Origin of the sequence: Rhizobium sp. 57MFTsu3.2, assembly GCF_012932765.1 — a bacterium.
Taxonomy (GTDB): domain Bacteria; phylum Pseudomonadota; class Alphaproteobacteria; order Rhizobiales; family Rhizobiaceae; genus Rhizobium; species Rhizobium altiplani.
The window spans coordinates 31560-56176 of the sequence record NZ_JDWI01000001.1; the positions used below are offsets into that span (position 1 = coordinate 31560).

Genomic DNA, 24617 nt, shown 5'->3' on the forward strand with positions numbered 1-24617 from the left:
TTCGATGCGGCATTTCCTTCCCGCATAGGATTTGCCTGGGGGGCTCGGCTGGCACATCTTGCTGCCGGCCCTCACGTCTTGCGCATTCTTCTGGACCTGGTCTCCTTCGGCTCTGCGGCAGCATCGCCACCAACATATGGATTTCCATAAGTTGCGGCGGTGCGGTGGCGCGATTAGGGTGCGGCATAGCTTCGCCAGCACCGGGATTGACAACAAGTTCAATACGAAAGGCTGACGATCCCGGACTATTGTACCTTGCAGGAGCCCCAATGACGCGCGTCTGGTCGTATCGCCCGCAACTCCTGCATCTCGGCCTCTTTATTCTGGCTTATGTCCTGGGCTGCGGATTCGCTCAGGCGCTCGCAATCGTGCCCGGAACGGGCATCTCCATCTGGCCTCCAAGCGGACTGTTCATTGCGACTCTAATCCTCGCTCCCATGTGGAGCTGGCCGTGGTGGGTGCTGGCGGGCGGTCTGGCGGAACTGCTTGGCAATATCCTATGGTTCCATAGTCCTTTGCCCGTAGCCCTCCTTATCTATTCCGGCAACGCGCTCGAAGCCACCATCGGTGCATGGCTCGTGAACCGTACTTTGAAGCGGTCGGTTCGATTGGAAACCTTGCAGGAGGTTGTCGCATTCGTCGTCGTCGGCGCAGGGATTGCGCCGATGCTGAGCGCGACGGTCGGAAGTGCCACGCTGGTCTGGTTCGGCATGTCTTCGCAAACCTTCCTGGACGCCTGGGCTCTGTGGTGGATCGGGGATGCCACCGGGGTCCTGATCGTGGCGCCGCTCGCACTTGTCGTGTTCCAGAGTTGGGGTGGCAAGGCCGAGTTTTCGGCAGCGCGGTGGGCGGAGGCTTGCGTTCTGGGGGTAATCCTGCTCGGCGTCGCCACCCTTTCGCTGAGTGGCTTTCTGCCCTTCGCCTACATCATCATGCCGCCACTTCTTTGGGCCTCGGTGCGCTTCGAATTCAAGGGTGCCGCCGTTACGCTGGCCCTTCTTGCACTGATCACGGCGACATTCACGATATCCGGCGCCATCCAATTTGCCGGCGATGCCGAGACCCAGCGCCACAACCAGATCATGCTGCAGCTCTTCCTGGCGATCTCGGCATTTTCCGCGCTCATCGTTGCTGCCATATCCCGGCAGCATCAGCTGACGCTACAGAGCCTGCGCGACCGGGAGCGGGAGCTCTTGCAAATCGTGAACATGGTCCCGGTCCACATCAGGCGGCTGACGCCGGAAGGCGAACCGACCTTCTTCAACAAGCGTCTGGTGGATTTTTTCGGGATTGACCTGGATCAGTTGAACAAGCCGGGCACGAGCCGGCTGGCGACGAACATAGAAACCCTGGTCCACGAGGATGATGCACCCGTCCTACTGCAAGCGGTCCGTCGTTCCGTCGCCACCGGAGAGCCCTATTCCTTGAAGTATCGCATGCGCCGTGCGGATGGCGTCTATCGCTGGGTCGATGGCCGAGCAGAACCGCTACGCGACGAAAACGGCGCGATTGTGCAATGGTTCGCCATCTCCATCGACATCGACGACGAAGTGCGCGCCCAAGACGCGTTGCGGCACAGGGAGCGGCAGCTGCAGCAGCTGATCGACGCCGTGCCCGCCATGATTTGGACCACGACCCCTGAAGGAACGCCGACCTACCTCAACAAGTGGTACACGGACGTAACTGGCGCCACTCTTGAGGACTTTACCGCCAACGGCGGGACGCCGGCGTTCCCTTTAAACGTCATCCATCCGGACGACAGGGCCATGAGGGCGCAGGTGCGCACCCACGCATTCGAGACCGGCACGCCCTATTTTGTGCACTATCGCCACATACGGCGCGACGGCTCCTATCGCTGGACAGAGAGTCGCGCAGAGCCTTTGCGCGACGAGTCAGGCGCCATCCTCGCTTGGTACGCGGTAAGCGTCGACATACATGATCTGGTGACCGCGCGAGAGGCATTGCGCGACCGGGAACGGGAGCTCTCGCAGCTCGTCGACATGGTGCCGAGCCTGCTTTGGAGACTTAATCCAAGCGGCGAGCCGAGTTTCTTCAACAAGCGCATGATGGATTTCCTCGGTGTGGATAGGCCCGACGCCGGCAAGCTGGATACGAGCCAGATGGCAGCGATCCTCAACGCCGCTATCCACCCCGATGACGCACCCGGGCTCGCCAAGTCACTCAGTGACAGCCTTGCGACCGGCAACCATTTCGCGATGGACTACCGCCTGCGTCGCGCAGACGGCGTCTATCGATGGATGTCAGGCCGGGCCGAGCCGATGCGGGACGAAAAGGGACAGATCATCCAGTGGTACGGCCTTTCACACGACATAGACGATCAGACGCGCCTCTACAGCGACATAGCCGAGCGCGAAGCCAGAATCCGGCGACTGATAGATTCAGACATTATCGGGATCGTCATATGGGATCTGGACGGAACAGTCATCGACGCCAATGACGCGTTTCTCCGTATGATCCAGTACGAACGGGAGGATGTGCAGGCCGGCCTTCGGTGGTTCGATATAACGCCTCCCAAATGGCAGACCGTGCATGCCCGCGAAGAGGCGGAAGAACTTGCGGCGACGGGCAAGATGCAAGCCCGGGAGAAGGAGTATTTCAGGAAGGATGGCAGTCGAGTGCCGGTCTTGATCGGGGCGGCCTGCTTCGAAGGGCAGTCTCGACAAGGGGTTGCGTACATTCTCGATCTGACCGAACACAAGCGTGCGGAAGCTGCATTACGCAGCCGGGAACAGGAACTGTCGCTCCTCGTGGACATGGTCCCGAGTTATCTCTGGCGGATCTCACCAGACGGCCAGCCCGTCTTTTTCAACAAAAGACTTGTCGACTACCTGGGCCTGGATGTCGCGGGCCTGGACAAGCCGGACATCAGCCGGCTCGACGCATTTATCGAGACCGCGATTCATCCCGATGATGCCGTTGAGGTTGCGGACGCGTTCCAACGCTCCCTGGCGAGTGGTGAGCCACTCTCCATGAAATGGCGGATGCGTCGAGCTGACGGCACGTATCGGTGGATGGCGACAAGCGCCGAAGCGATGCGAGATCAGGACGGTAGCATCGCCCAATGGTACGGTCTCTGCCACGACATCGATGATCAGTTGCAGAGTGAAGAGGCGCTGCGCAACAGCAAGCGGCAACTGGAGCAGATGATCGACGCAGTGCCCATCAACATCCTGAGCTACGATCCCGAGGGCAAGCTCACCTCCGCCAGCAAGCGATATCTGGACAATGTTGGAGCGGTGCCGGATCACGTCACGGATTTTGAGGGGCTGGCCCGGCATCTGGCTCACCCTGACGATCTCCCGGTCATACTGCGGAGGGCGTTGGATGGCTTTGCGACAGGAACACCTTTCGTGAATCGTTTTCGGCGGCGTACCAAGGACGGCGCCTATCCCTGGATCGAGGCCCGCGCGCAGCCTTTGCGCGATGCGTCTGGCGCGATCGTGCAATGGTACCAGGTTTCGATCGATATCGAAGATGAGATGCGGGCACAGGAAGCTCTTCGGGAGAGCGAGTCGCAGCTGAGACGGCTCGTGGATGCCCTCCCGGTACAGATCTGGGCAGCGGCGGCCGATGGCGAGCCGTCTTACCTGAACAGGCGATTGGCCGAGTATGTCGGCCTGACATTGACCGATCTCAGTTCTCCTGAAGCCACCCGGTTGCAGATGGCGATCCAGAATTCCGTCCATCCGGACGATGCCTCCGCAGTCGGGCAAGCTCTCATGCACTCGTTTACAACGGGCAGCACCTTCACGATGAAATACCGGCAACGACGGGCCGACGGCGTCTATCGCTGGATCAACGGGCGCGCCGAGCCGCTTCGCGATGCGAACGGCAGCATATTGCAGTGGTACGGCGTGAGCTTCGACATCGATGACGACGTGCGCACCCAGGAGGAATTGCGCCGGACGCAGGAGAGGCTGGCGGTCGCTTCGCAGGCGGCAAGCCTTGCGGAGCTCTCGGCATCGATCGCCCATGAGGTGAACCAACCGCTGGCCGCCATCGTCGCCAACTCGCATGCCTGCCATCGCTGGCTGTCGTTCGAGCCTCCGAACGTGGCACGCGCCAACACCGTGATCGAGCGCCTGATCCGTGACGCGAACGCCGCCGCCGATGTCGTGAGCCGCATTCGGGCCCTGTTCAAGCAATCCACGGAGACGAGGAGCCGCGCGACGCTCTCGAGCGTCATAGCCGAAGCGCGTGGCCTGATGGCCGAGGAGGCCGCCCGACGCCGCATTCGCATGGAGTTTCATGTCGATGCCGACCTTCCTGCCGTCACACTGGATTCCATCCAAATTCAACAGGTCCTCATCAATCTCTTCCGCAACGGCATGGATGCGATGGATCTCGTTGAAGGCGAAAAAGTCCTTGAGGTGCATGCGCATCGCGCGGGCAGCGAGGTTCAGACGGAAATCAGCGATCGTGGACGCGGCGTCGAATCTCCCGATCGTGTGTTCGAGCCCTTCTTCACGACGAAGCAGCACGGGATGGGTATGGGACTGGCCATCAGTCGATCGATCGTCGAGGCGCATGGCGGGCGTTTGTGGACCGAGAAGAATGAACCGTGCGGCGCGCGGTTCATTTTCACCTTACCAATTGCAGCGAAAGAGACCTCATGACGACGGACGACCATGTTGTTTTCATCGTGGACGATGATGAAAGCATTCGGGAGGCGCTCGGCGAACTCCTCGAGACCCACGGCATACACACCATCGCCTTCGGGTCGGCGGGCGAATATGTCGGCGGTAAGAAACCGGATGTTCCTGCCTGCCTTATCCTCGACGTCGAACTCCCCGATATCAACGGCCTCGAACTGCAGCGGCAGATCGCCGAAGGCGATCATCCGCCGATCGTTTTCATCACCGGGCACGGCGATATTCCGTCTTCGGTGCGGGCGATCAAGCATGGCGCGGTGGACTTCCTCACCAAGCCCTTCAGCGATGCGGACCTCATGGCAGCGGTCCACACGGCGATTTCCCAGGATCGGGAAAAGCGGTCAGAGCGGGCCGAACTGAGCCAGCTCAGACAGCGATACCTGGAGCTGACCCCACGGGAGCGCGAGGTGCTGCCGCTCGTGGTCAGTGGTCTCCTCAACAAGCAGGCAGCATCGGAACTGGGGATCAGCGAAGTCACGCTGCAAATTCATCGAAGGAATGTAATGCAGAAAATGGGAACAGCATCGCTCGCCGATCTCGTGCGTATTGCGGAGAGGTTGGAGATACCTGTCACCCACTCGCGCCGCGCGGGAGGAAATTAGTCATGGAGAGAACAAGACCGACCATCGCGGTCATCGATGACGATCCGAGGCTGCTCGAATCGCTGGAGGAACTGCTGGAATCCGCCGGCTATACGGCTTGCTGCTTCCGCTCGGCCGGGCACTTGCTCGTTCGCGGACTCTCGGACCTCGACCTTCTCATAACGGACATCGGCATGCCCGGTACGGACGGTTTCGAACTTCGCGACATCGTGAAGAAGGCGCGTCCGGAACTGCCGGTTTTCCTGATCACCGGCCGCCATGAAATCGCGGACCACGGCCGCGCCCAAGGCATCAGCGGTTTTTTCCGCAAGCCTTTCGACGCCCCTGCCCTGCTCGTAGCCATCGCAGACGCTTTGCAAAAATCGAAAAATGGAGGGTGACATGAGAGTTGAACAACTGCCGCGGAAATCGGCGCCGCTGTTACCACAGCACAAGAATGATGCCGAGCAGCCAATCGTCATCATCGTCGATGACGACGCGGCTGTCCGCGAGGCTTTGTCTGAGTTGATTCTTTCGGCGGGTTTCCGGTCAGTCGATTTCGCCTCAACCCAAGAAGTGCTCGACGCCGACATATTGGACAGCCCAGGTTGCCTGATCCTCGATGTGCGCATGCCGGGAGCAAGCGGGCTTCATCTGCAGCACCATCTGGCGCAAAACGGCAATCTCAAGCCAATCATTTTCCTCACCGGACACGGCGACATCCCGATGACGGTGCAGGCCATGAAGGCCGGCGCGGTGGACTTTCTCACCAAACCGGTGCGGGATCAGACGCTGCTCGATGCGGTGATCGCCGGGATTGAGCTCGATGTGGCGCGGCGCGCGGAGGCTGTTGTCGTCAAGCGCAATCTCGAGCGCTTGGAGACACTGACGCACCGGGAGCGCGAAATCCTACGCGAAGTCGCACGCGGGCGCCTGAACAAGCAGATCGCCTTCGACCTCAGCATCAGCGAAGTGACGGTGAAGCTGCATCGCGCCAACGTCATGCGCAAGATGGGCGCCGGCTCGATCGGAGAGTTGATCAGGGCATGGGAAACGTTGCCGACTGCGATGCGGGAGGCGGGTGGCTCGAAATTTTGAGTTGGCTGAACAGATGCCGGCATTGGCGATGATGCGCCGTTGGTTAGATCGCTTCGATGGCTTTTGCCTCGCGGGCCATGAAGTCACAGAATAACTTTACGCGCAGCGGCACCGTGCGGCCAAACGCGTGCAGCGCGTTGAATGGAAGCTTGGGAAACCCCATCCCCGACTCGACGGCGACAAGCGCACCGGATTCTAGTTCTTTGGCGACCAGGCATCGCAGAACATAGGCGGCCCCCAACCCGCCGAGCGCAGCTTGAATGAGCGCCGCTCCCGAGTCGCAATCCACGCGCCCTGACGGAGTAAAGCTCTTCCCATCCGCCAGGGGCAAAGGCTGTATCACGCCGCCCGGCGCATATCGGGCAAAAGGCATCGCTGCCAGGGCTTCGTCGCTGGTGGGATTGCCCCAGGCTTCAAGAAGAGCCGGAGATGCGACGATCGCCATCCGCAGGTCGGCGAGATGGCGCACGATCAGATCACCCTCCAGGGGTCTACCTGCACGCAGCACGACGTCATAGTCCTCCCTGATCAGATCGACAAACCGATCCGTGAGACCGATATCGAGATGAAGGTTCGGATGGTCGGCTGCAAAGCTGGAAAGCAGGCGCGGGAGCAGAAGAGGCGCCAGTTCGCTGGGCATGCTGATGCGCAAACGACCCGAAGGCGAGGCATCGGACCTGATCGCCTCGTCACTCGAATCCAGATCCCGCAATAGCGGCGCAACGCGGTCGAAGAAAACCTGACCGTCCTGGGTCAGCGTGAGGGCACGGGTGGAGCGCAGGAATAGGCGCGCGCCGATCTTCTTTTCCAGCCGCGCCACGCTCTTCGACACCGCGGACGGCGTCGTGGCCAGGTCACGCGCGGCGGCGCTGAACGAGCCAGCCTGCACGGTCCGTACGAAAGCCATCAATCCCGACGTCTCGTTCAGCAGGTTTGCCACTTGCACCTCCGCGGCACAGATCATGTGCCCGCCCATGATCTAATGACGCCGGGAGGCAACGTCTATCTCATCTCTTGTTGAAAAGGAGATAAGCAATGCAACACCTTAAAGACAAGGTCGCCATCATCACCGGCGGCAATAGCGGCATCGGCAAAGCGATCGCACAGCTCTTCGCGGAAGAGGGAGCGCAGGTCATCATCACTGGCCGGAGGCAGGATGTCGTCGATCGGGCCGTGCAGGACATCGGCCATTCAGCCGTTGGTTTCGTGGGCGATGTTGCCGACCTCGAAGATCACCGCAAGTTGGCGGATATCGTGAACAGGAGCTTCGGCGGAATCGACATCTACGTGGCCAATGCCGGTGTTATCAACCTTACCGCGTCTGCCGATGTCACGCCCGAAGACTATGACGGGCACTTCGCCATCAATACGCGCGGCGTATTCTTCGGCGTGCAGACAATCTCGCCGCTGATCCGCGACGGCGGCAGCATCATCGTGACGAGCTCGCTCGCGGCCACGAAGATCCTCCCAAATCATACGGTCTATGCCGGGTCGAAGGCCGCCGTCGCCGCCATTGCCAGGAACTGGGCGATCGAATTCAAGTCGCGGCGGATCCGCGTCAACATCCTGAGCCCGGGGCCGGTCGAGACCGAAATCCTCGGCAAGCTCGGCGTATCGGAAGCAGAACGCCCGGCATTCGAAGACTACATGGCCTCGCTTATCCCCGCAGGCCGGCTGGGGCGGACGGAGGAGCTGGCGCGCGCCGCACTGTTTCTCGCCTCCGATGCAGGAAGCTTCGTCAATGGGATCGAGCTTCACGTCGACGGCGGCATGACCCTGGCTTGAAAGGATTGGAAAAATGCAAAAGCCACACACAACCCCGAGATCATCGCCTTCATCAACCGCCTGGCGGAGCAGGCAGCAACTGTCGGATGGAAGAGATGGAGGATCTTGCGTCCGTGCCGTTCTTTACAAATCGCTTGTATCGAACCATTGTAAAGCGTATGTCGTCGCGCGATTTGTCGCACGAGCCGAACCTCTTCGGAACTATAGTTCTCCAACCTATTTTTCTGGCAAGTATCACTATTGACATAGCTGCGAATACACTTGCCACGTCCCACATCACTAAGCGACACCATGTTCCTTGGCTGAAGCAGGGAAATTCCCCATTCCGTTAGGCAAGCTTTGAAACCCTCGCGCGAATGGCGATGCGGTAGTGTCTCTCAACCGTCAATTCCGGCGGGAGGAAGAGGAGAGATACAATGAAAATCAAGGGCCTAGTAATTGCAACCGTGTTTGCTCTTTCGTCGATCTCCGGCGTATTCGCTGCGGATAATGAGTCCATCACAGCTCAAAGCGGCTGGGGCAACGTCGCCGGTACTGGCCAATTGGGCTTCCGGAACTTCAGCTTTACCGGCCAATCCGGTATTGCGAACCACTCGGCAACCGTTCAGTTCGGTGCATACAACGTATCCGGTACAGCCCAATACGGCATCGCCAACCACTCGACTACCGTGCAAGCGGGCCTAGGAAACGTCTCCGCCACCATCCAGAGCGGTTTCGGCAACAACTCGCTCACCGTTCAGTCCGGCGTCGGCAACAGCTCCACGACCGTCCAGCATTAACAGAGTATCCCTGAAGGTCAGCGGCGATGCCGCTGACCTCTTTTGCTCGGAGTCCTACAATGATTGCGGCCCTCCCGCCCGTACACTGCATTATAGAGCATCATAAGGAGAGTGGAGGTGTCATGACTCTGGTCCCGACGATCGAAAGCAACGGTCGCGGCGAAGGAAGCTATCAATTCGAGATTTTTTCGAATTCCAACGGCAACACCTCAAGCAATGTTCAAGGCGGCGATTTCCAGAAGGATGACCCGGGACGGCTTGCGCTTTCACGGTCAACGATCTCCGCGTCGCCGAACGGATGGAGCGCCCGGCTGACTGTCTATGGTCCAAACGGCGAAAAGCTCTGCGTGGTGTCGGTGCCGTGATATTTATGCACCGTTCGTACGATCTTCCCAGGAAAGGAAACGGCCGCTAATTGATTGTACACTAAATTATAATAGTAATAGACCTCGGTGCGCAGCGTCGGCGTGTGTGTCGACGGCTATCTTGGGGTGACGAGGGAATGCGGATCTGGCTGGCTGTTCGGTCGCACAAGCTGCCTGCTGTCCTCGCGGCAGTTTTGGCAAACCTTGCAGGGACGCCATCCATTGCGGCTGCGGATGACACCAAGCCAGTGCCTACAGCACAGAGCGACGAAGTTGCTCTAACCTTGCAGCTCGGGGTCGGCATCAACTGGCTGAGTTTGCCAAGTTGGGGTTCGCGTCGGCCCGATTTCTTCGGAAGCGGCGACAGCAGGGTCGTTGACGACGGCCCGAATTTTGGCATCAGCTTGGATGTGCCGCTCGGTCAGATAGGATCGCAGCCGTTGATCCTGGAGTGGAACGGCAGCATCTCGGACCTTTCTTCCAATTCCACGGACCGTACAAGCCTTGCCGGGCAAAATTCCCTGAACCTGGTCTATGGTAATTCCGCAAACGGCAACATCAGCACGCTATTCGCGTCACCCGCCGGAACGCTACCAGCGGTTGCAACAGTTGATGTTACAGTCAACGACAGCGCAGGCGGGACAGTCGGCATACTTATTTCAAGCTCCTCACCGGTGGGCGGACGTGTGACTCAGTTTGCCTCGAATAGCGCGATAACCGGCGGCACCTTTGCCGCGCTCCTCACGAACGGCGATACACAAAGCGCCGCGGCCTATGCTGCCTATGCCGACAACACTGGGATGACCCTTCGAGCTACCGGCGACCTCAGTAACAGCTCAATCGTCGATGAGCGCAGCGAGGACGCCACGGTCATCGATCAGACACTACTGCTTGGCGCTCCGATCGACCTTCAAGGCGGCTGGACGATCACGCCCAAGTTTGGCCCGATGTATAGGTCCATCGATCGCGACGTGGATTTTCGTCGGACGCTCCAAATTACCGCGAACTACCCGGGCGTGGTGGTACCGCAGGTCAGCGTCGCGCAAGACGACGAACTCGATGGACGCTATGTCGGGGCGTTGGCTGAGCTCTCGGTCGCCAAGGCATTGCAGCCGGATCTCAGCGTCTCGTTCGATGCGAGATTTGGCGGGGCCTACCTGCATTCCCACTATCGAAGCCATTATTCCGCAGTTCTGCCGAGCGTATCGACGGGCGCCTTCGACTTTGTCTCCCAGACGCGCGACGACGCCAGCTTGCTTGCCGGCGTTGGCGCCGGGCTGCGCTACGCGCCCACGGAGAATCTGCAGGTCGGCCTGGACGCCGGCGTGAACTACATTAACAAGGTACCGACGATCAACTATGTCGCAGATGCGGGCGGCGTATCGCCCACGATAGGCATGAGTCATGCCATCGATTACAACGTCTCCGTCAGCGTTACCTGGCGGTTCTAAGCAGCACGATCAGCACATCGCGGAGAGCATGGAAAGGCAGTGCAGAAACTGCGTCTGCCGGTTCACGCCCACGCGTGCCATCGCGGAGGCAAGCTGATTATGGACTGTATTTTTCGAGACCCCGCGTTGCCGCGCGATTTCGGACGCCGTTTCTCCCCGCAACAGGCAATAGGCAAGATCGGCCTCCGTCGGTGTCAGGCCGAAGATGGACTTGATGGTGTCAGGCGCCAGCAGGCTGTTTCCGCCGAGCTCGCGTATCGTGAGCATATAAACGCGCTCGTTGGTCGCAAAGACGTTCTTGAACTGCGAGCCGAGGCCGACACGTCCCGACAGCGCATCGACGCTGATGAGCCATTTGACGTTCTTCACCTTGTCCTCAACCCAGGCAACGTGTCGAACACGTCCATGCGACGCCGCCATACCGATCAGCCGTGCAACCTCGTCCTGAAGTGCCGTGTCGACGAAATCGATCACGGAGTCGCTATATTCGACTAGCAGATGCGACGCTTCGACAAATTTCTCGAAGCTCCCATTCGCCAGGCGAACCTGATAGTCTTCCGTAATAATCGCAGAGGGTGCGGACGAACTGAAGAAGGCGCTCTCCATATGTGCGGATTTCTCACGCTCCAAGAGCGTGGTCTTCTGAATTGCAAAGGCCGTCTGAAAGTGCGGCAGCAATTTCATCAGCGCTTCGGCCGCTCTATCTGTTTCACTCCGACCCGGGCGATCGAAATGAAGCATCAATGCAATCCTGCGTCCGCCTTCCTTGACGAGAACGAGTATCAGAAGGCTGCCCTCGACACCAAAGCACTCGTGCACGGGCTTGTCCCATTGCGGATTGAGCTTGGCCTTCAGGTCGATCGTCAGGAACGCCCCCTGTCCCAAGGTGAGCGTCGCCGCGTGCAGTGCAGCGATCATCTGCGGATTGCAGAGCGCGGCTTTCGGGACGCCCTTTGCAAACACGCTCGCGCGCCGATCCTCCGCCCCCTTGAAGCCCACGACTGCCCCGGCGGCAGCCTTGGTGGCATTGATCAGCTCCGCTATGACCTTCTCCCATTCGGGAGGGCTTACCACGGTTTCGTAGATTAGTTGTACCAAAGGCAAGTAAGTGTCTTCACCAAAGCTATTGATCATCGGACCCACTCCAACGCTTGGCGAATTTCCAAGATTTTTAGGCCCGGCCGCGTCGTTTCAGAACGCTGCCGCTCGATATCGCCTACTGCGGCACCATTGCCGCGCATTCGCCTCATGAGTGTTTTCAGGCTACCTTGATCCCGGTCCGACCATGCGGTCGAAGGTGGTTCCCAGCCACTTGCCTGTCGGCTTCATGCCCTCAGCGGCCTCAAGAGAAGCCGATGAAAAGCCAAGGCTCTTTATGAAACATCGGATGCCTCCTCAAGATTGAGTCTTTTTGTCCTCAACTTGCTCGGCCGATGCCGATCACAAGCCAAAAGCGCTCATTTGGCCTTTCAAGCACCAAACAGCGCTGAAAATGCACGCCGTGCCGAGAATAGTCTCGCCACGTGTCCCTAAACTAGAGATTCTAAGAATAGCATGCGCTTTCTTGTTGTAAAATGTAAAATGACGCGAGTTTATTACAACAATAGGGGTATATATTATTGCAACCGATAGAGAGACTATTAACATCCGGTAATTGAACTTCAAGCCAATTGAGGTGGCAGAGGCGCCGCGCATACCGCATGTGTCGTCTTGCTTTCTTGACGCCCAACTCGCCCTAAGCGTGCGCCATCCAGATGCGACTCCCGCGCGGAAGCCGCACTCGTAACCAAACGGATAATAATTGACGCCTTCCGGTCGGCGGCCTAGAACCGGTGCTACACTCCGCGCCAGCCCGCCTAGCCGACTTGCCGTCATTTTTTGGCACTTCGCGGAGCACCCGGAGAAGATCTCATGTCCCATACAGCTCTGCGCTCGAACCGCGCGCTCGTCGTCGCCATTATCATGCTCGCGACTTTCATGGTCGCGATCGAAGCCACGATCGTCGCGACCGCCATGCCGAAGATCGTTGGGCAGTTGGGTGGCTTTACCTATTACAGCTGGGTCTTCTCGGCTTTTCTTCTGGCCCAGTCGACGACAACCGTCATTTACGGCAAGCTTTCGGACATCTTCGGGCGCAAACCGGTGCTGATTTCGGGCATCCTGATCTTTCTCTTCGGTTCCCTACTCTGCGGGCTGGCATGGTCGATGGCTTCGCTGATCGTTTTCCGCCTGCTGCAAGGGCTTGGCGCCGGGGCTATCCAGCCGGTAACAATGACAATCATCGGCGACCTCTTCACGCTCGAGGAGCGAGGCCGCGTGCAGGGTGTCATGGCGACAGTGTGGGCCACATCGGCGGTTGTCGGGCCGCTCGCCGGGGGTGTGATCGTCGATACCATCTCCTGGGCCTGGATTTTCTGGATCAACCTGCCGATCGGAATCGTGTCGATCGCCGCTTTCTCCCTCTTCCTCAAGGAATCGGTCGCGCACAAGCAGGCGAAGATCGATTATCTCGGCGCCATCCTGTTTTCGATCGCCGTCATTGCGCTGCTCGTCATCCTGACTGAAGCCGCGGATGCCAAGGCGTGGGTATTGGCGTTGCTCGCCCTGGTGTTCGCCGTCGCCGCCGTCCTTTTCCTGCTGCAGGAGAAGCGGGCGGCCGAGCCGATCATTTCCATTGCTCTCTGGAGCCGCCGGCTGGTCGCGACCAGCAACGCCGCAACACTGCTTGCCGGCATGGCGCTGATCGGGCTTTCGACCGTATTGCCCATGTACGTCCAAGGCGTCCTCGGACGGTCGTCGATCGTCGCGGGCTTCACGTTGACGATGCTGGTCGTCGGGTGGCCACTGGCTGTGATGCTCTCCAGCCGCTTGTTCAGGGCGTTCGGCATCCGACGCACGCTACGGGTTGGAAGCCTGATGTTTCCCTTCGGTGCTTCCTTCCTGCTCTTCCTGACACCGGACAGCCACCCCGCGCTCGCGGGAGCAGGCTCGTTCTTCATGGGCTTCGGCATGGGGCTGATCAGCCTCACCAGTATCGCGCTTGTACAGGACAGTGTCGAATGGTCGATGCGCGGCAGCGCCACAGCGTCGATCATCTTCGCCCGCAGCCTCGGCAATACCCTCGGAGCAACCGTGCTCGGTGCCATTCTCAACGCCGGCATCAGCCACTATGCCGCCGGGGACGCAGCAAGCTCGCTGCATGATGTTCTGAACCAGCCAACCGGGCTTTCCGAATTGGCCGCCGATCCCGCAATCCGCACCGTCTTCGATGCATCGCTTCACTGGACGTTCTGGGGCGTGGCGGTGGTTGCCGTTCTCACGTTCCTGTCGGCCTGGCTCATTCCTGTGGGACGCGAGCAAGGCCGGGCATCGGTGACGTCAGCCGCCACCGAAACGTCGCACTAAACCTTCAACCTGGACCACATGTGATGCTCGAAAGAGGATCGTCAGGCCAACCTGCGCGTCATTTCTTAAGGAACCAGGTCTGTTCTCCTTCGTTTGTCTTTCAGCAGGGAAGGAGAATTGAGATGCGAAGGACCCTTATGAATTGCACTGCTGCAGCTATGGCGCTCTGTTCGTTCGTCGCTCCCGCAATGGCTGACAGCGTGTCCATAATGCGCGAACGGAGCTACGACGACGAGTACGATCGTGTGCGTCCCGGAATTACCATCAACGAGCACGGCATCCGAGTTGGCGCGGTTCGCGATCGTGACCGCTATTATCGCGATGGCTGCTACACCAAGACCGTCAGAACGATGACCGACGATGGCGATGAGGTCACCAAGACAGTACGCCGCTGCCGATAACGTTGAATGGTGAGCAGGCCTTTCTAAGCCCCAAAATAACACGCGAAGGAATTGCCTCTATCGAGGTGAAGAGGAGGATTTTGTCGCTGACGACGCAAATGACTGCCTGCGGAACGTGCGCTCCCCTTCGCCGGTAGAGGGAGCAAAAGTCGCGCCTGATAGAAAGCAGGCGTGAAATAGAAATTAGCCCGGTTCCGGCCGGGTTTTCTCTCAAGATTGGCCTTCCGTCAGAACCTCGTCGGAGGGCGTCAGTGGAATTGATTGCAGCAGGGTCTGGCGCGCCGAGCGCAAGTGCAGACGGCAGGCGGAATCGATCGCTGCCTGATCACGAGACTCCAGCGCGGCGATATAATCCAGATGCTCATGAATGGCACGTTCGTTGCGCTCGCGAGCGAAAGCCTTGTTCCACTGGTAGTGATAGTGAAAGATGATCGCGATAGCATCGTAGAAATCGGCAATGAAGCGGTTCCGCGAAGCCGCGTGGATGAGCAGATGGAAGCGCTCGTCGAGAGTGGAGAAATCCTTGTAGCGCGTGTCGAGATCACGCAGCATCGCCTGATGATCCGCCTTGATGTCAGACAGCGCGCGCCACGCGTCGCTCTCTGGCGGAAGTTTGCCGAATTCCGCCGCCGAATGCAGCTCGAACATCTCGCGCACGTCTGCGAGCTCAAGCGCAAAATCGCGTGTGAAGCCCTTGAGAATCCAGTGGCTGTTCGGCCGTTTCTCGATCAAGCCAAACCGCGAGAAGCGGATCAAGAATTCGCGGACACTCGTGGTGCCGGTACCGATCTCGCGCGCGAGCTCCAATTCGTTGATCTGCATGCCCGGTGCGGCATCATCCGACAAGATGCGCTGCATGAAGCTTCGCTCGATGATGTCGTGAAGTGAGTTGGTCTCTTCTGATGGAAAGAAATCGGCTTCGGTCGGCTGCCTGAGGACGATCTTCTGACGCTTGTTCCAACGAATAATGCCGGTATCGCTGAGCCGTGTCAGAATCGCGCGCGCAGTGCTGCGACTGATGCCGAGCTGCGCCGCTATTTCGGGCTCCGAGGGCAATGCCGCATCCGTCCGCAAAGCGGCGGCATAGCGGTTGTACGCTTCCTTGAAGACTGTATTCTGCCTTGCCATGCACACCCCGCCCTTTTGCCTCGGCAACACGGATCGGACGGCCACGAAGTTGCGGCGCGAAGCGTGGCAGAAGCTTATCTGTCAGCAATCCTTATCTTATTTTGGATTGCATGCGGCTGTTTGCCTCCCTCGTCCACAGGATGAATAATCCCGTTGACTTGAAAATGTTTATTGTAGATAAAAAACAAAATCAATGAACATTCGCCGACGAAGCGAGTGTTTCCCCTAGGGAGAAGAATGTTGACCAAGGACCCCTGGATCATCCTGTCTGCCGGCGACAACGTTGCGGTTGCGACGGCGGCGATCCCATCCGGCGCGACGGTCGCCGGCATCCAGACCCGCGAGAAGATCGACCCCGGTCACAAGATCGCACTCGCCGATATTCCGCTTGGCCAGCCCATCATCAAATACGGGCAGGCGATCGGGCGGACGACGGCGGACGTGAAGGCCGGCGACCATATTCACAGTCACAATCTGCACTTCGAGAACGACCGTCTTGCCGCGACCGCCAACTCGGCGCCTGAGGAAGCAACTGCAGCGGATCGTGCGCGCACGTTTATGGGCTATCGTCGTGCCGACGGCCGCTCGGCGACGCGCAACTACATCGGCATCATTGCCAGCGTGAACTGTTCCACCACCGTTTGTCGGGCGATCGCCGACGAGGCCAACAAGACGATCCTGCCGCATTTCGACGGTATTGACGGTTTCGTGCCGATCGTCCATGACCAGGGCTGCGGCATGAGCTCCACAGGTGACGGCATGGCCGTGTTGCACCGGACCCTTGCCGGCTATACCAGGCATGTGAACTTCGGCGGCGTGCTGATGATCGGCCTCGGTTGCGAAGTCAACCAGCTGACACTCTACGGCCAAAGCGGCGCCGGGAACTCCAAGCGTCACTTCAACATTCAGGATGCCGGCGGCTCGCGACGCGCCGTCGAGCGCGCCATGGGCATGCTGCGTGAAATTGCGCAGGATGTCGGCAAGGAAAAGCGCGTGGCGCTGCCGATCAGCGATATCATCATCGGCCTGCAGTGCGGCGGCTCGGACGGCTTTTCCGGCATCACCGCCAACCCCGCGCTCGGCGTTGCAGCCGACCTGCTGGCAGCTGCCGGCGGCACGGCGATCCTCTCCGAAACCTCCGAGATCTACGGTGCCGAGCACCTTCTGCGCAGCCGCGCCGTCAGCGACGAGGTTGCCCGCAAGCTCGACGACAAGATCGCCTGGTGGGAGAAGTACGTGGCGATGCACGGGGCATCGCTCGACAATAATCCGTCGCCCGGCAACAAGCGCGGGGGCCTGACGACGATCCTTGAAAAATCACTCGGAGCCGTCGCCAAGGGCGGACGCTCGCCTCTGACAGCCGTCTATGGTTATGCCGAGCGCGTCAGCGCACCGGGCCTCGTCTTCATGGACACCCCCGGTTACGACCCCGTCTCCGCAACTGGTCAGGTAGCCGGCGGCGCGAACATGATCGCCTTCACCACCGGCCGCGGCAGCTGCTTCGGCTGCCGCCCGGCGCCCTCGATCAAGCTTTCCAGCAATTCGGCTCTCTATGCCTCGATGGAAGAGGACATGGATATCGACTGCGGCACGATCGCGACAGGCGATGCGACGATCAGCGCCAAGGGCCGCGAGATCTTCGACCTGATCATCGACACGGCATCCGGCAAGAAGACGAAGAGCGAGGAATTCGGCTACGGCGACAATGAGTTTGTGCCGTGGCATTTGGGTGCGACACTCTAAATCAGATGCATATCAAGTCTTCAGGGGAGGAATAATGAAGACGAGGAGGATCGGCAGCACGGCGCTGGAGGTGACCGAAGTAAGCTTCGGCGGCGCCGCTCTCGGTGGCCTGTATCGCGCCTGCCCGCGCGAACAGGCTATGGAGACGCTTGAGGCTGCATGGGACAGCGGCATTCGCTATTTCGATGTCGCACCGTGGTATGGCCTCGGTCTCGCCGAGCGTCGTTTCGGCGACTTCCTGCGCGACAAGCCGGAAAAGGAGTGGGTGCTCTCGACCAAGGTTGGTCGGCTGCTGCGCCCGGTGCCGACGGGAACCGTTCCAGACTATAGCTATGTCGACCCGCTCTCCTTCGATGCCGACTACGACTATTCCTACGATGGCATCATGCGCTCGGTGGAATTCAGCTATGCCCGTCTCGGACTGAACCGGATCGACATACTCTACGTTCACGACCTTGGCGGATACACCCACGGCGCGGCGAAGAACGCTGTCCTGCAGAAGCACTTCCTGGACACCGGCATCAAGGCGCTCGAGGAACTGAAGTCCTCCGGAGCGATCAATGCCTTTGGACTCGGTGTCAACGAGATTCCGATCTGCCTCGACGTGATGCGCAATGCCGACATCGACTGCATCCTGATGGCCGGGCGCTATACGCTGCTCGACCGGTCGGCGGTTGCCGAACTGCTGCCGCTTTGCCGGAAAAAGGGCACCTCGCTCGTTGTTGGCGGCGTCTTCAATTCCGGCATCCTTGCGACGGGCCCCGTGCCCGGCTCGCATTTCGACTACATGCCGGCGACAGACGATGTCCTCGCCAAGGTCGGGGGCATGGAGAAGATCGCTGCCAAACATGGCGTGTCGCTGGCTGCCCCGGCGCTCCAGTTCCCGCTCCGCGATCCGCTCGTCTCCTCGGTACTGATCGGCACGGCCAAGGCTTCGAGCCTGACACGCAACATGGAGCTTTTCGAGCCAGCCTTGCCGGACTCGATCTTCCCGGAATTCGACTCTCTGACGCTCGTCGCACCGCCGCTCGGCGAAGACGCCGTGCGTGTATAAGGACGGACCATGCTTAGAGGTATCCACCCCATCCTCAATCCCGACCTGCTGCGTGCGATCGCCCGCATGGGGCACGGCGACGATATCGTCATCGCCGACGCCAACTTTCCCTCGAGCACAATGGGTCCGGAAGTCATTCGTGCCGATGGCGTCAGCGCCACCGACATGGCCGAGGCGATCCTGACGCATTTTCCGCTCGATACGTTCGTGCCGGAAACGGCGTGGCGCATGCAAGTTGTCGGCGACCCGACCGCAGTGCCCGACGTTTGCGCCGAATTTCAGGAAATCGTTTCGAGGCGCGCCGGCGACTTCAAGATCGCATCCCTCGAACGCTTCGCCTTTTATGAGCGTGCCCGCACGGCCGCCTATATTGTCGCGACGACAGAATTCCGGCTGTACGGTAACCTGATTTTGAAGAAAGGTGTTGTTCGCCCGGACGAAGTCTATCGCGGCTGACAGCACTTTAGACTGCGGATGAACGATTGGAAAAACAATTACTTGCGATAGATAAAGAAACAATGAGCGAGCCGCTTGCAGTACTTGCAATTTGACTTTCGCTCGGCTAGCTTCTCGTGGTAACTGTTTTTTATCGATAAAAATCGCCCGCCTGCGTTCAGCGGTACGGTTTCTTGGAGGAGAACGCACCTAGGAGGAGAACTACATGCGCATGAAATCCATTCTGTCGCGCCGAGCCTTCACGGCTCTCGCGGGTGCTGCCGCTATCGCCACCGCAATGCCGGTAACGTCGTTTGCAGCTGACGTGACGATTCCGATCATCGTCAAGGACACGACCTCTTTCTACTGGCAGATCGTTCTGGCCGGCGCCCGCGCTGCCGGTAAGGATCTAGGTGTCAACGTTCCGGAACTCGGCGCACAGGCCGAATCCGACATCAACGGCCAGATCAGCATTCTTGAAAACGCCGTTGCCGGTAAGCCGGCTGCAATCGTGATCTCGCCGACCGAGTTCAAGGCGCTTGGCAAGCCGATCGATGAAGCTGCAAAGTCCGTTCCGATCATCGGCATCGACTCGGCCGCCGATTCCAAGGCTTTCAAGTCGTTCCTGACGACTGACAACGTCCAGGGCGGCCGCATCGCGGCTGACGGCCTTGCTGCCGCCATTAAGGAAATGACCGGCAAGGAGGAGGGCGAAGTCGTCATCCTCACCAACCTGCCGGGCGTCGGCTCGCTCGAGCAGCGCCGTGAAGGTTTCCTGGATCAGATCAAGACGAAGCATCCCGGCCTTAAGGTCATTGCTGACAAGTACGGCGACGGCCAGGCCACGACCGGTCTCAACATGATGACCGATCTGATCACGGCTAACCCGAACCTTGTTGGCGCCTTCGCCTCGAACCTCATCTTGGGACAGGGCGTCGGCCAGGCAATCGCGGAGAACAAGCTCGGCGACAAGATCAAGGTCATCGCTTTCGATAGCGACGACAAGACGGTCGGCTTCCTCAAGGACGGCTCGCTCGCAGGTCTCGTCGTGCAGGATCCCTACCGCATGGGCTATGACGGCGTGAAGACGGCGCTCGCCGTATCCAAGGGCGAGAAGGTCGAGGCCAACGTCGACACCGGCGCAAACCTGGTCACCAAGGCCAACATGAGCGACCCGAAGATCGACGCTCTGCTGAACCCCAAGATCAAGTAAATCACACGACGTGGCCGCGCGAGAGAAATCCCGCGCGGCCTTTCCTTCACCTGTGTTATCGTCCGCATGAGGAGCGCGGACTGCTGGTGGAGAGACGGCAATTCGCGAGGAGGAGACGCCCATGAGCCTGGAAGAGGTCAGTCATCGCCACGATGACAGCGCCACGCTGACGGAGGCAAGCCGCATTCCTGCGGGCGCCCCGATCCTCGAACTTAAAGGACTTCAAAAGAATTACGGCTACGTCCAGGCGCTGAAGCCGGCGACGATGACGTTCCTGGCCGGCGAGATCCACGCGATCGTCGGCGAGAATGGGGCTGGCAAGTCGACCCTGATCAAGCTTCTGACCGGTGTGATTGCCAGAACGGCGGGCGAGATTCTCTGGTGCGGCCACCCCGTCGCCCTGGCAACGCCCAACGAAGCGATAGCGCGCGGCATCAACGCCGTCCACCAGGAAGTCGTTCTCTGCCCGCACTTGACGGTAGCGGCCAACCTCTTTCTCGGCGACGAGGTCAATCAATACGGGCTGATGCGCAAGAAAGAGATGGAGAAGATGGCGCAGGCCGTCCTCGACGATCTCGGTTTCGGATTGCCTGCCGGCGTGCCTCTCGCCGATTTGACGATCGGCCAACAACAACTCGTTGCGACTGCGCGCGCGGCCATGCGCGGCACGCAATTCCTGATCTTCGACGAGCCAACAGCCTACCTGACCCGCCAGGAATCGGCGCAGCTTTTCAAGCTGATCCGCCGCCTTCAAAGCGAAGGCGTCACGATCGTCTACATCAGTCATCGCATGGAAGAAGTGTTCGAGCTCGCGGACCGCGTTTCGGTGCTGCGCGACGGCACGCATGTCGGCACCCGCACCATCGGCGAGACGAACGAAGCCGAGCTGATCGCGCTGATGATCAACCGCTCGATCGAGCAGATCTATCACAAGGAAGAGATCCCGATCGGCGACACGATTCTCGACGTTCGCGGGCTTTCCGGCCCGGGCTTCCAGAACGTCTCCCTTTCGGTCAAGGCCGGCCAGATCGTGGGCCTCTATGGCTTGATCGGCGCGGGGCGCAGCGAATTCGCGCTCGGCCTGTTCGGGCGGGAAAAGACCACGGCCGGCGAGATCCACTGGATGGGCAAGAAGGTCGATATCACCAACGAGCGCACTGCAATGGAACTCGGGATCGCGCTGGCGCCGGAAAGCCGCCGCGACCAGGGACTTTGCCTCAACCTGCCAATCGGGTTGAATATCAATCTTCCGGTCTTCAAACGGCTGAGCAAGGGTCCTGTCATCAGCCACAGCGAGGAATCGCAGAATGCCGACCAACAGATCCGTGACCTGGCGATCAAGACGCCGAGCCGGCGTGTCCTGGTTTCGGCCATGTCGGGCGGGAACCAGCAGAAAGTCGTCATCGGCAAGTGGCTGAGCTACGGCGCTCGCCTCTTCATCTTCGATGAGCCGACGGTGGGCGTCGACGTCGGTACGAAGGCGGAAATCTACCGGCTGTTTGCAAAGCTTCTCAAGCAAGGCGCGGGTATCATCCTGATCTCCTCCTATCTGCCTGAGGTTTATGAGCTCGCCGACAGGCTGCACGTCTTCCGCCGCGGCCAGCTTGTTGCAAGCCACGACTTCCACGCGGCAACACATGAAGAAGTGCTCAGCGAAGCGATCGGTGTCTAAAAGAATAAGAGGGAGAGAGAACCAATGACCGTAACCCCCACCGATATCGCCGCGCCGCCGCCGCGCCGAAAAGTCAATATCCTTTTTGGCCTGACCCTCATCGGTCTCCTGGCCTTCCTCTGGATCGTTCTCGGCTTCGTCACAGCGAGCTTCTGGACGCCGCTGAACATTTCCAACCTGCTGCGGCAGGGCGCAATGACGGCCATTCTGGCGCTCGGCCAGACGTTCGTAATCATCACCGCGGGCATCGACCTTTCGGTCGGCGCGATCGTCGGATTCTGCACCGTTATCCTGGCTTGGCTGCTGCAAGCAGGCGTGCCGGTCTGGGCGTCCATCCTGATCACGCTGCTGATCGGCGTCGGCATCGGGGTATTCCACGGCTTCGGCATCGTCAAGATGGGACTGCCGCCCTTCATTATCACGCTGGCAACGCTGACCTCGCTGCGCGGCATCGGACTTTTGATCACCAATGGTTCGACGATCAACATCGTCAACGAGCCCTTCACGAACTTTGCCCGCGCCGACTTCCTTGGCGTGCCAAGCCTGTTCTGGATGGTTATTCTGGTCGCAGTCCCGTCCTACGTCTTCCTACACTTGAGCCGTTGGGGGCGCTATCTTTTCGCCGTCGGCTCGAACCGCGAAGCGGCCCGCCTGTCCGGCGTGCGGGTGAACGGCATTATCTATCTCGCCTATATTCTCTCGGCGACTTTCGCTGCCTTCGTCGGCGTCCTGCTAGCCTCGCGTATCGCGATCGGCAATGCGACGCAGGCGGACGGATGGGAATTGCAGGCGATCGCGTCCACGGTCATCGGCGGCACCAGCCTGTTCGGCGCTGTCGGTACGGTCCACGGTCCGCTCATCGGCGCTTTCATTCTGGCGACCATCAACAACGGTGCGAACCTGCTGAACGTCAATTCGTTCTGGCAGCGCATCATCACCGGCCTGCTGATCATCGTCATCGTCTACTTTGACCAACTGCGCCGCCGCCGCACCCCGTAAGCCGGCAGCGAGACAGGGAGCCGGCCCAAAGGCCGGCTTCTTCCATCTAGGGAATGCGAGATCATCATGAAAGCAGTGCTCTGCCACGAACCTGGCGTCCTCGAACTCGTGGAACGCCCTTCCCCCGGCGCGCCTGAAGCGGGCTGGGTACGGCTTGCGGTCAGCCATGTCGGTATCTGCGGCACGGACTACCACATTTTCGAGGGCAAGCACCCGTTCCTGGAATATCCCCGCGTGATGGGGCACGAGATCTCGGCGACGGTTGTCGAAGCGGGCGAAGGCGTTGCCATGGCGGTCGGAACGCCTGTGGTCGTCAACCCGTATCTCTCTTGTGGCACCTGCGTCGCCTGCCGCCAAGACAAGCCGAATTGCTGCACCAATATCAAAGTGCTTGGCGTTCATACCGACGGTGCTTTCTGCGACGAAATCACGGTGCCTGCCGGCAATCTCTATGCGATGAAGGGCGTGAGCCTGGAAGCTGCAGCCACAACGGAGTTTCTGGCAATCGGCGCCCATGCCGTTCGCCGTTCGATGGCGCCGACCGGATCACGCTCGCTCGTCATCGGTGCCGGCCCGATCGGGCTCGGGGCCGCAATCTTCTCGCGGATATCAGGGCATGAGGTGACATTGCTCGACACCAGTCAGGAACGGCTGCAGATGGCCGTTGATCGGTTCGGCTTTTCCTCTAGCATCATTGCAGGCGAAGGTGCCGCCGATGCTGTCAGGGCGATGACTGGCGGCGACGGTTTTGACGTCGTTTTCGATGCCACCGGCTATGGCCCATCGATGGAGAAAGCCTTCGGCTTCGTCGCCCATGGCGGCGCGCTGGTGCTGGTCAGCGTCGTGAAGGACGATATTCGCTTCTCCGATCCGGAGTTCCACAAGCGCGAAATGATGGTCATCGGCAGCCGCAACGCGACCCGCGTGGACTTCGAACATGTCGCGGATTCGATCGCCAAGGGCCTCGTACCGGTCGAGCAGTTGATCACCCACCGTACGACTTTGGAGAATGCGCCACGAGACCTGGCACGCTGGGCTCATGAAAAGAGCGGCCTGATCAAAGCGGTCATCAAGGTCGGCGCTTAAAGCGCGTCGATCGCCGCCCGCATCTGGCGAACGACGTCGGCATCCGTCCGGTTCGTTGTCGCTGCTTCGAAGCCGAAGGTAACCGCCCGTGGGTCGATGCTGTCGACCCGTGAGCTGCAGGAGGCGTGAACCTCGCTTGTGCCGGTGGCCCGCAGTATCTCAGCGACGTTGCCTGGACGCACGCCACTGCCGGGCATGATCGAGATACGGCGAGCCGCCTTGCGGGAGAGACGGCTCAGCGTTTCCAGGCCGTCGATCGCCTTCGGCACACAGCCTGACGTCAGGATGCGCTCGCAGCCGAGTTCGATCGCCTGTTCCAGTGCTGCACCGGGATCAGGGACGAGATCGAAGGCACGGTGGAGGGTCGATCCAAGTCCCTCGGCACGCGCCCTTAGCCGGCTGATCAGAGGCATGTCCAGCCTGCCGTCCTGGCGATTGGCGCCGATGACGACGCCGGCAAGGCCGAAGGCGCGCACGGCATCGATATCAGCCATCATCGCCTCTTCGTCAGCCGCATCGAACACGAAAGGGCCGGCGTGCGGGCGGATCATTGCATAGACCGGAATGGGCGCAGCGGCGGCAGCTTTCATCAGGCCGGCGACCGGCGTCAGCCCGCCAAGCTCCAGCGCCGAGCAGAGTTCGATACGGCCCGCACCGCCGGCAATTGCAGCCGCAAGCCCCTGCGGGCTGTCCACGCACACTTCCAGCAAAACGCTCACGCTCGAATCTCCTTGTCCGCCGCGCCGTCC

The 24617-nt window shown here is 60.0% G+C and carries 21 protein-coding genes; 17 read left to right on the forward strand and 4 right to left on the reverse strand.

Features of this window, described 5'->3' with window-relative positions; genetic code table 11:
• Nucleotides 1-269 precede the first annotated feature (269 nt).
• Genes AF71_RS00165 through AF71_RS00180 form a run of 4 tightly spaced genes read left to right on the forward strand, consistent with a single transcriptional unit; the run spans nucleotide 270 to nucleotide 6352 of the window.
• A complete protein-coding gene (locus tag AF71_RS00165) occupies nucleotides 270-4637 on the forward strand; it encodes a PAS domain-containing protein (protein ID WP_169679108.1) in 4368 nt (1455 codons plus the stop codon).
• Complete coding sequence (locus AF71_RS00170; protein WP_018857648.1) at nucleotides 4634-5275, forward strand: response regulator; 642 nt, start codon at nucleotides 4634-4636, stop codon at nucleotides 5273-5275. Before AF71_RS00165 ends, AF71_RS00170 begins: the two co-directional genes overlap by 4 nt.
• A gap of 2 nt (nucleotides 5276-5277) precedes the next feature.
• On the forward strand, nucleotides 5278-5655 hold the full coding sequence (locus AF71_RS00175; protein WP_062373386.1) for a response regulator: 378 nt from the start codon (nucleotides 5278-5280) through the stop codon (nucleotides 5653-5655).
• Nucleotide 5656: 1 nt separating this feature from the next.
• The gene (locus AF71_RS00180) at nucleotides 5657-6352 is read left to right on the forward strand and encodes a response regulator transcription factor (RefSeq protein ID WP_018857650.1); all 696 of its coding nucleotides are present in this window, start codon (nucleotides 5657-5659) and stop codon (nucleotides 6350-6352) included.
• A gap of 43 nt (nucleotides 6353-6395) precedes the next feature.
• On the opposite strand, the gene AF71_RS00185 is transcribed toward AF71_RS00180, so the two are convergent.
• Nucleotides 6396-7328, reverse strand: coding sequence for a LysR family transcriptional regulator (locus tag AF71_RS00185; RefSeq protein WP_169679111.1), 933 nt, complete (start codon nucleotides 7326-7328; stop codon nucleotides 6396-6398).
• 59 nt (nucleotides 7329-7387) lie between these two features.
• On the opposite strand from AF71_RS00185, the gene AF71_RS00190 reads away from it, so the two are divergent.
• The 4 genes from AF71_RS00190 to AF71_RS00205 all read left to right on the forward strand — a co-directional run bounded on the left by AF71_RS00190 (nucleotide 7388) and on the right by AF71_RS00205 (nucleotide 10732).
• Nucleotides 7388-8137: a glucose 1-dehydrogenase gene (locus tag AF71_RS00190; protein WP_169679114.1), complete on the forward strand. Its 750-nt coding sequence runs from the start codon at nucleotides 7388-7390 to the stop codon at nucleotides 8135-8137.
• 416 nt (nucleotides 8138-8553) lie between these two features.
• Entirely contained in the window at nucleotides 8554-8916 is a 363-nt protein-coding gene (locus AF71_RS00195) for a hypothetical protein (protein WP_169679116.1), read from the forward strand.
• 59 nt (nucleotides 8917-8975) lie between these two features.
• A complete protein-coding gene (gene csgH / locus AF71_RS00200) occupies nucleotides 8976-9281 on the forward strand; it encodes a curli-like amyloid fiber formation chaperone CsgH (RefSeq protein WP_169679119.1) in 306 nt (101 codons plus the stop codon).
• A gap of 137 nt (nucleotides 9282-9418) precedes the next feature.
• Nucleotides 9419-10732, forward strand: a complete 1314-nt coding sequence (locus AF71_RS00205; protein WP_169679121.1) for a hypothetical protein — start codon at nucleotides 9419-9421, stop codon at nucleotides 10730-10732.
• Between the two features lie 9 nt (nucleotides 10733-10741).
• Here the strand turns inward: AF71_RS00205 and AF71_RS00210 are convergent, their stop codons facing one another.
• The gene (locus tag AF71_RS00210; protein ID WP_169679124.1) at nucleotides 10742-11866 is read right to left on the reverse strand and encodes a helix-turn-helix transcriptional regulator; all 1125 of its coding nucleotides are present in this window, start codon (nucleotides 11864-11866) and stop codon (nucleotides 10742-10744) included.
• A gap of 777 nt (nucleotides 11867-12643) precedes the next feature.
• On the opposite strand from AF71_RS00210, the gene AF71_RS00215 reads away from it, so the two are divergent.
• Together AF71_RS00215 and AF71_RS00220 are read left to right on the forward strand one after the other, a co-directional pair.
• On the forward strand, nucleotides 12644-14137 hold the full coding sequence (locus tag AF71_RS00215; protein WP_169679127.1) for an MDR family MFS transporter: 1494 nt from the start codon (nucleotides 12644-12646) through the stop codon (nucleotides 14135-14137).
• Between the two features lie 122 nt (nucleotides 14138-14259).
• Entirely contained in the window at nucleotides 14260-14538 is a 279-nt protein-coding gene (locus AF71_RS00220) for a hypothetical protein (RefSeq protein ID WP_169679130.1), read from the forward strand.
• 210 nt (nucleotides 14539-14748) lie between these two features.
• On the opposite strand, the gene AF71_RS00225 is transcribed toward AF71_RS00220, so the two are convergent.
• Complete coding sequence (locus AF71_RS00225; protein ID WP_169679133.1) at nucleotides 14749-15666, reverse strand: GntR family transcriptional regulator; 918 nt, start codon at nucleotides 15664-15666, stop codon at nucleotides 14749-14751.
• A gap of 240 nt (nucleotides 15667-15906) precedes the next feature.
• On the opposite strand from AF71_RS00225, the gene AF71_RS00230 reads away from it, so the two are divergent.
• The 7 genes from AF71_RS00230 (at nucleotide 15907) to AF71_RS00260 (ending at nucleotide 23868) form a co-directional block, all read left to right on the forward strand.
• Nucleotides 15907-17409 carry an altronate dehydratase family protein gene (locus AF71_RS00230; protein WP_025658786.1) on the forward strand — a complete coding sequence of 501 codons (1503 nt, stop codon included), beginning with the start codon at nucleotides 15907-15909 and terminating at the stop codon, nucleotides 17407-17409.
• A gap of 34 nt (nucleotides 17410-17443) precedes the next feature.
• Nucleotides 17444-18463, forward strand: coding sequence for an aldo/keto reductase (locus AF71_RS00235; RefSeq protein WP_169679136.1), 1020 nt, complete (start codon nucleotides 17444-17446; stop codon nucleotides 18461-18463).
• A gap of 9 nt (nucleotides 18464-18472) precedes the next feature.
• Nucleotides 18473-18919 carry an RbsD/FucU domain-containing protein gene (locus AF71_RS00240; protein ID WP_025658784.1) on the forward strand — a complete coding sequence of 149 codons (447 nt, stop codon included), beginning with the start codon at nucleotides 18473-18475 and terminating at the stop codon, nucleotides 18917-18919.
• Nucleotides 18920-19124: 205 nt separating this feature from the next.
• Nucleotides 19125-20111, forward strand: a complete 987-nt coding sequence (locus AF71_RS00245; RefSeq protein WP_062373436.1) for an ABC transporter substrate-binding protein — start codon at nucleotides 19125-19127, stop codon at nucleotides 20109-20111.
• A 121-nt stretch (nucleotides 20112-20232) separates the two neighbouring features.
• Nucleotides 20233-21783: a sugar ABC transporter ATP-binding protein gene (locus AF71_RS00250; protein WP_169679139.1), complete on the forward strand. Its 1551-nt coding sequence runs from the start codon at nucleotides 20233-20235 to the stop codon at nucleotides 21781-21783.
• A 24-nt stretch (nucleotides 21784-21807) separates the two neighbouring features.
• Nucleotides 21808-22782, forward strand: a complete 975-nt coding sequence (locus tag AF71_RS00255) for an ABC transporter permease (RefSeq protein ID WP_112657577.1) — start codon at nucleotides 21808-21810, stop codon at nucleotides 22780-22782.
• Between the two features lie 66 nt (nucleotides 22783-22848).
• The gene (locus AF71_RS00260) at nucleotides 22849-23868 is read left to right on the forward strand and encodes a zinc-binding alcohol dehydrogenase family protein (RefSeq protein ID WP_169679142.1); all 1020 of its coding nucleotides are present in this window, start codon (nucleotides 22849-22851) and stop codon (nucleotides 23866-23868) included.
• On the opposite strand, the gene AF71_RS00265 is transcribed toward AF71_RS00260, so the two are convergent.
• Nucleotides 23865-24587, reverse strand: coding sequence for a copper homeostasis protein CutC (locus AF71_RS00265; protein WP_018857668.1), 723 nt, complete (start codon nucleotides 24585-24587; stop codon nucleotides 23865-23867). The genes AF71_RS00260 and AF71_RS00265 overlap by 4 nt on opposite strands.
• Between the last annotated feature and the right edge of the window lie 30 nt (nucleotides 24588-24617).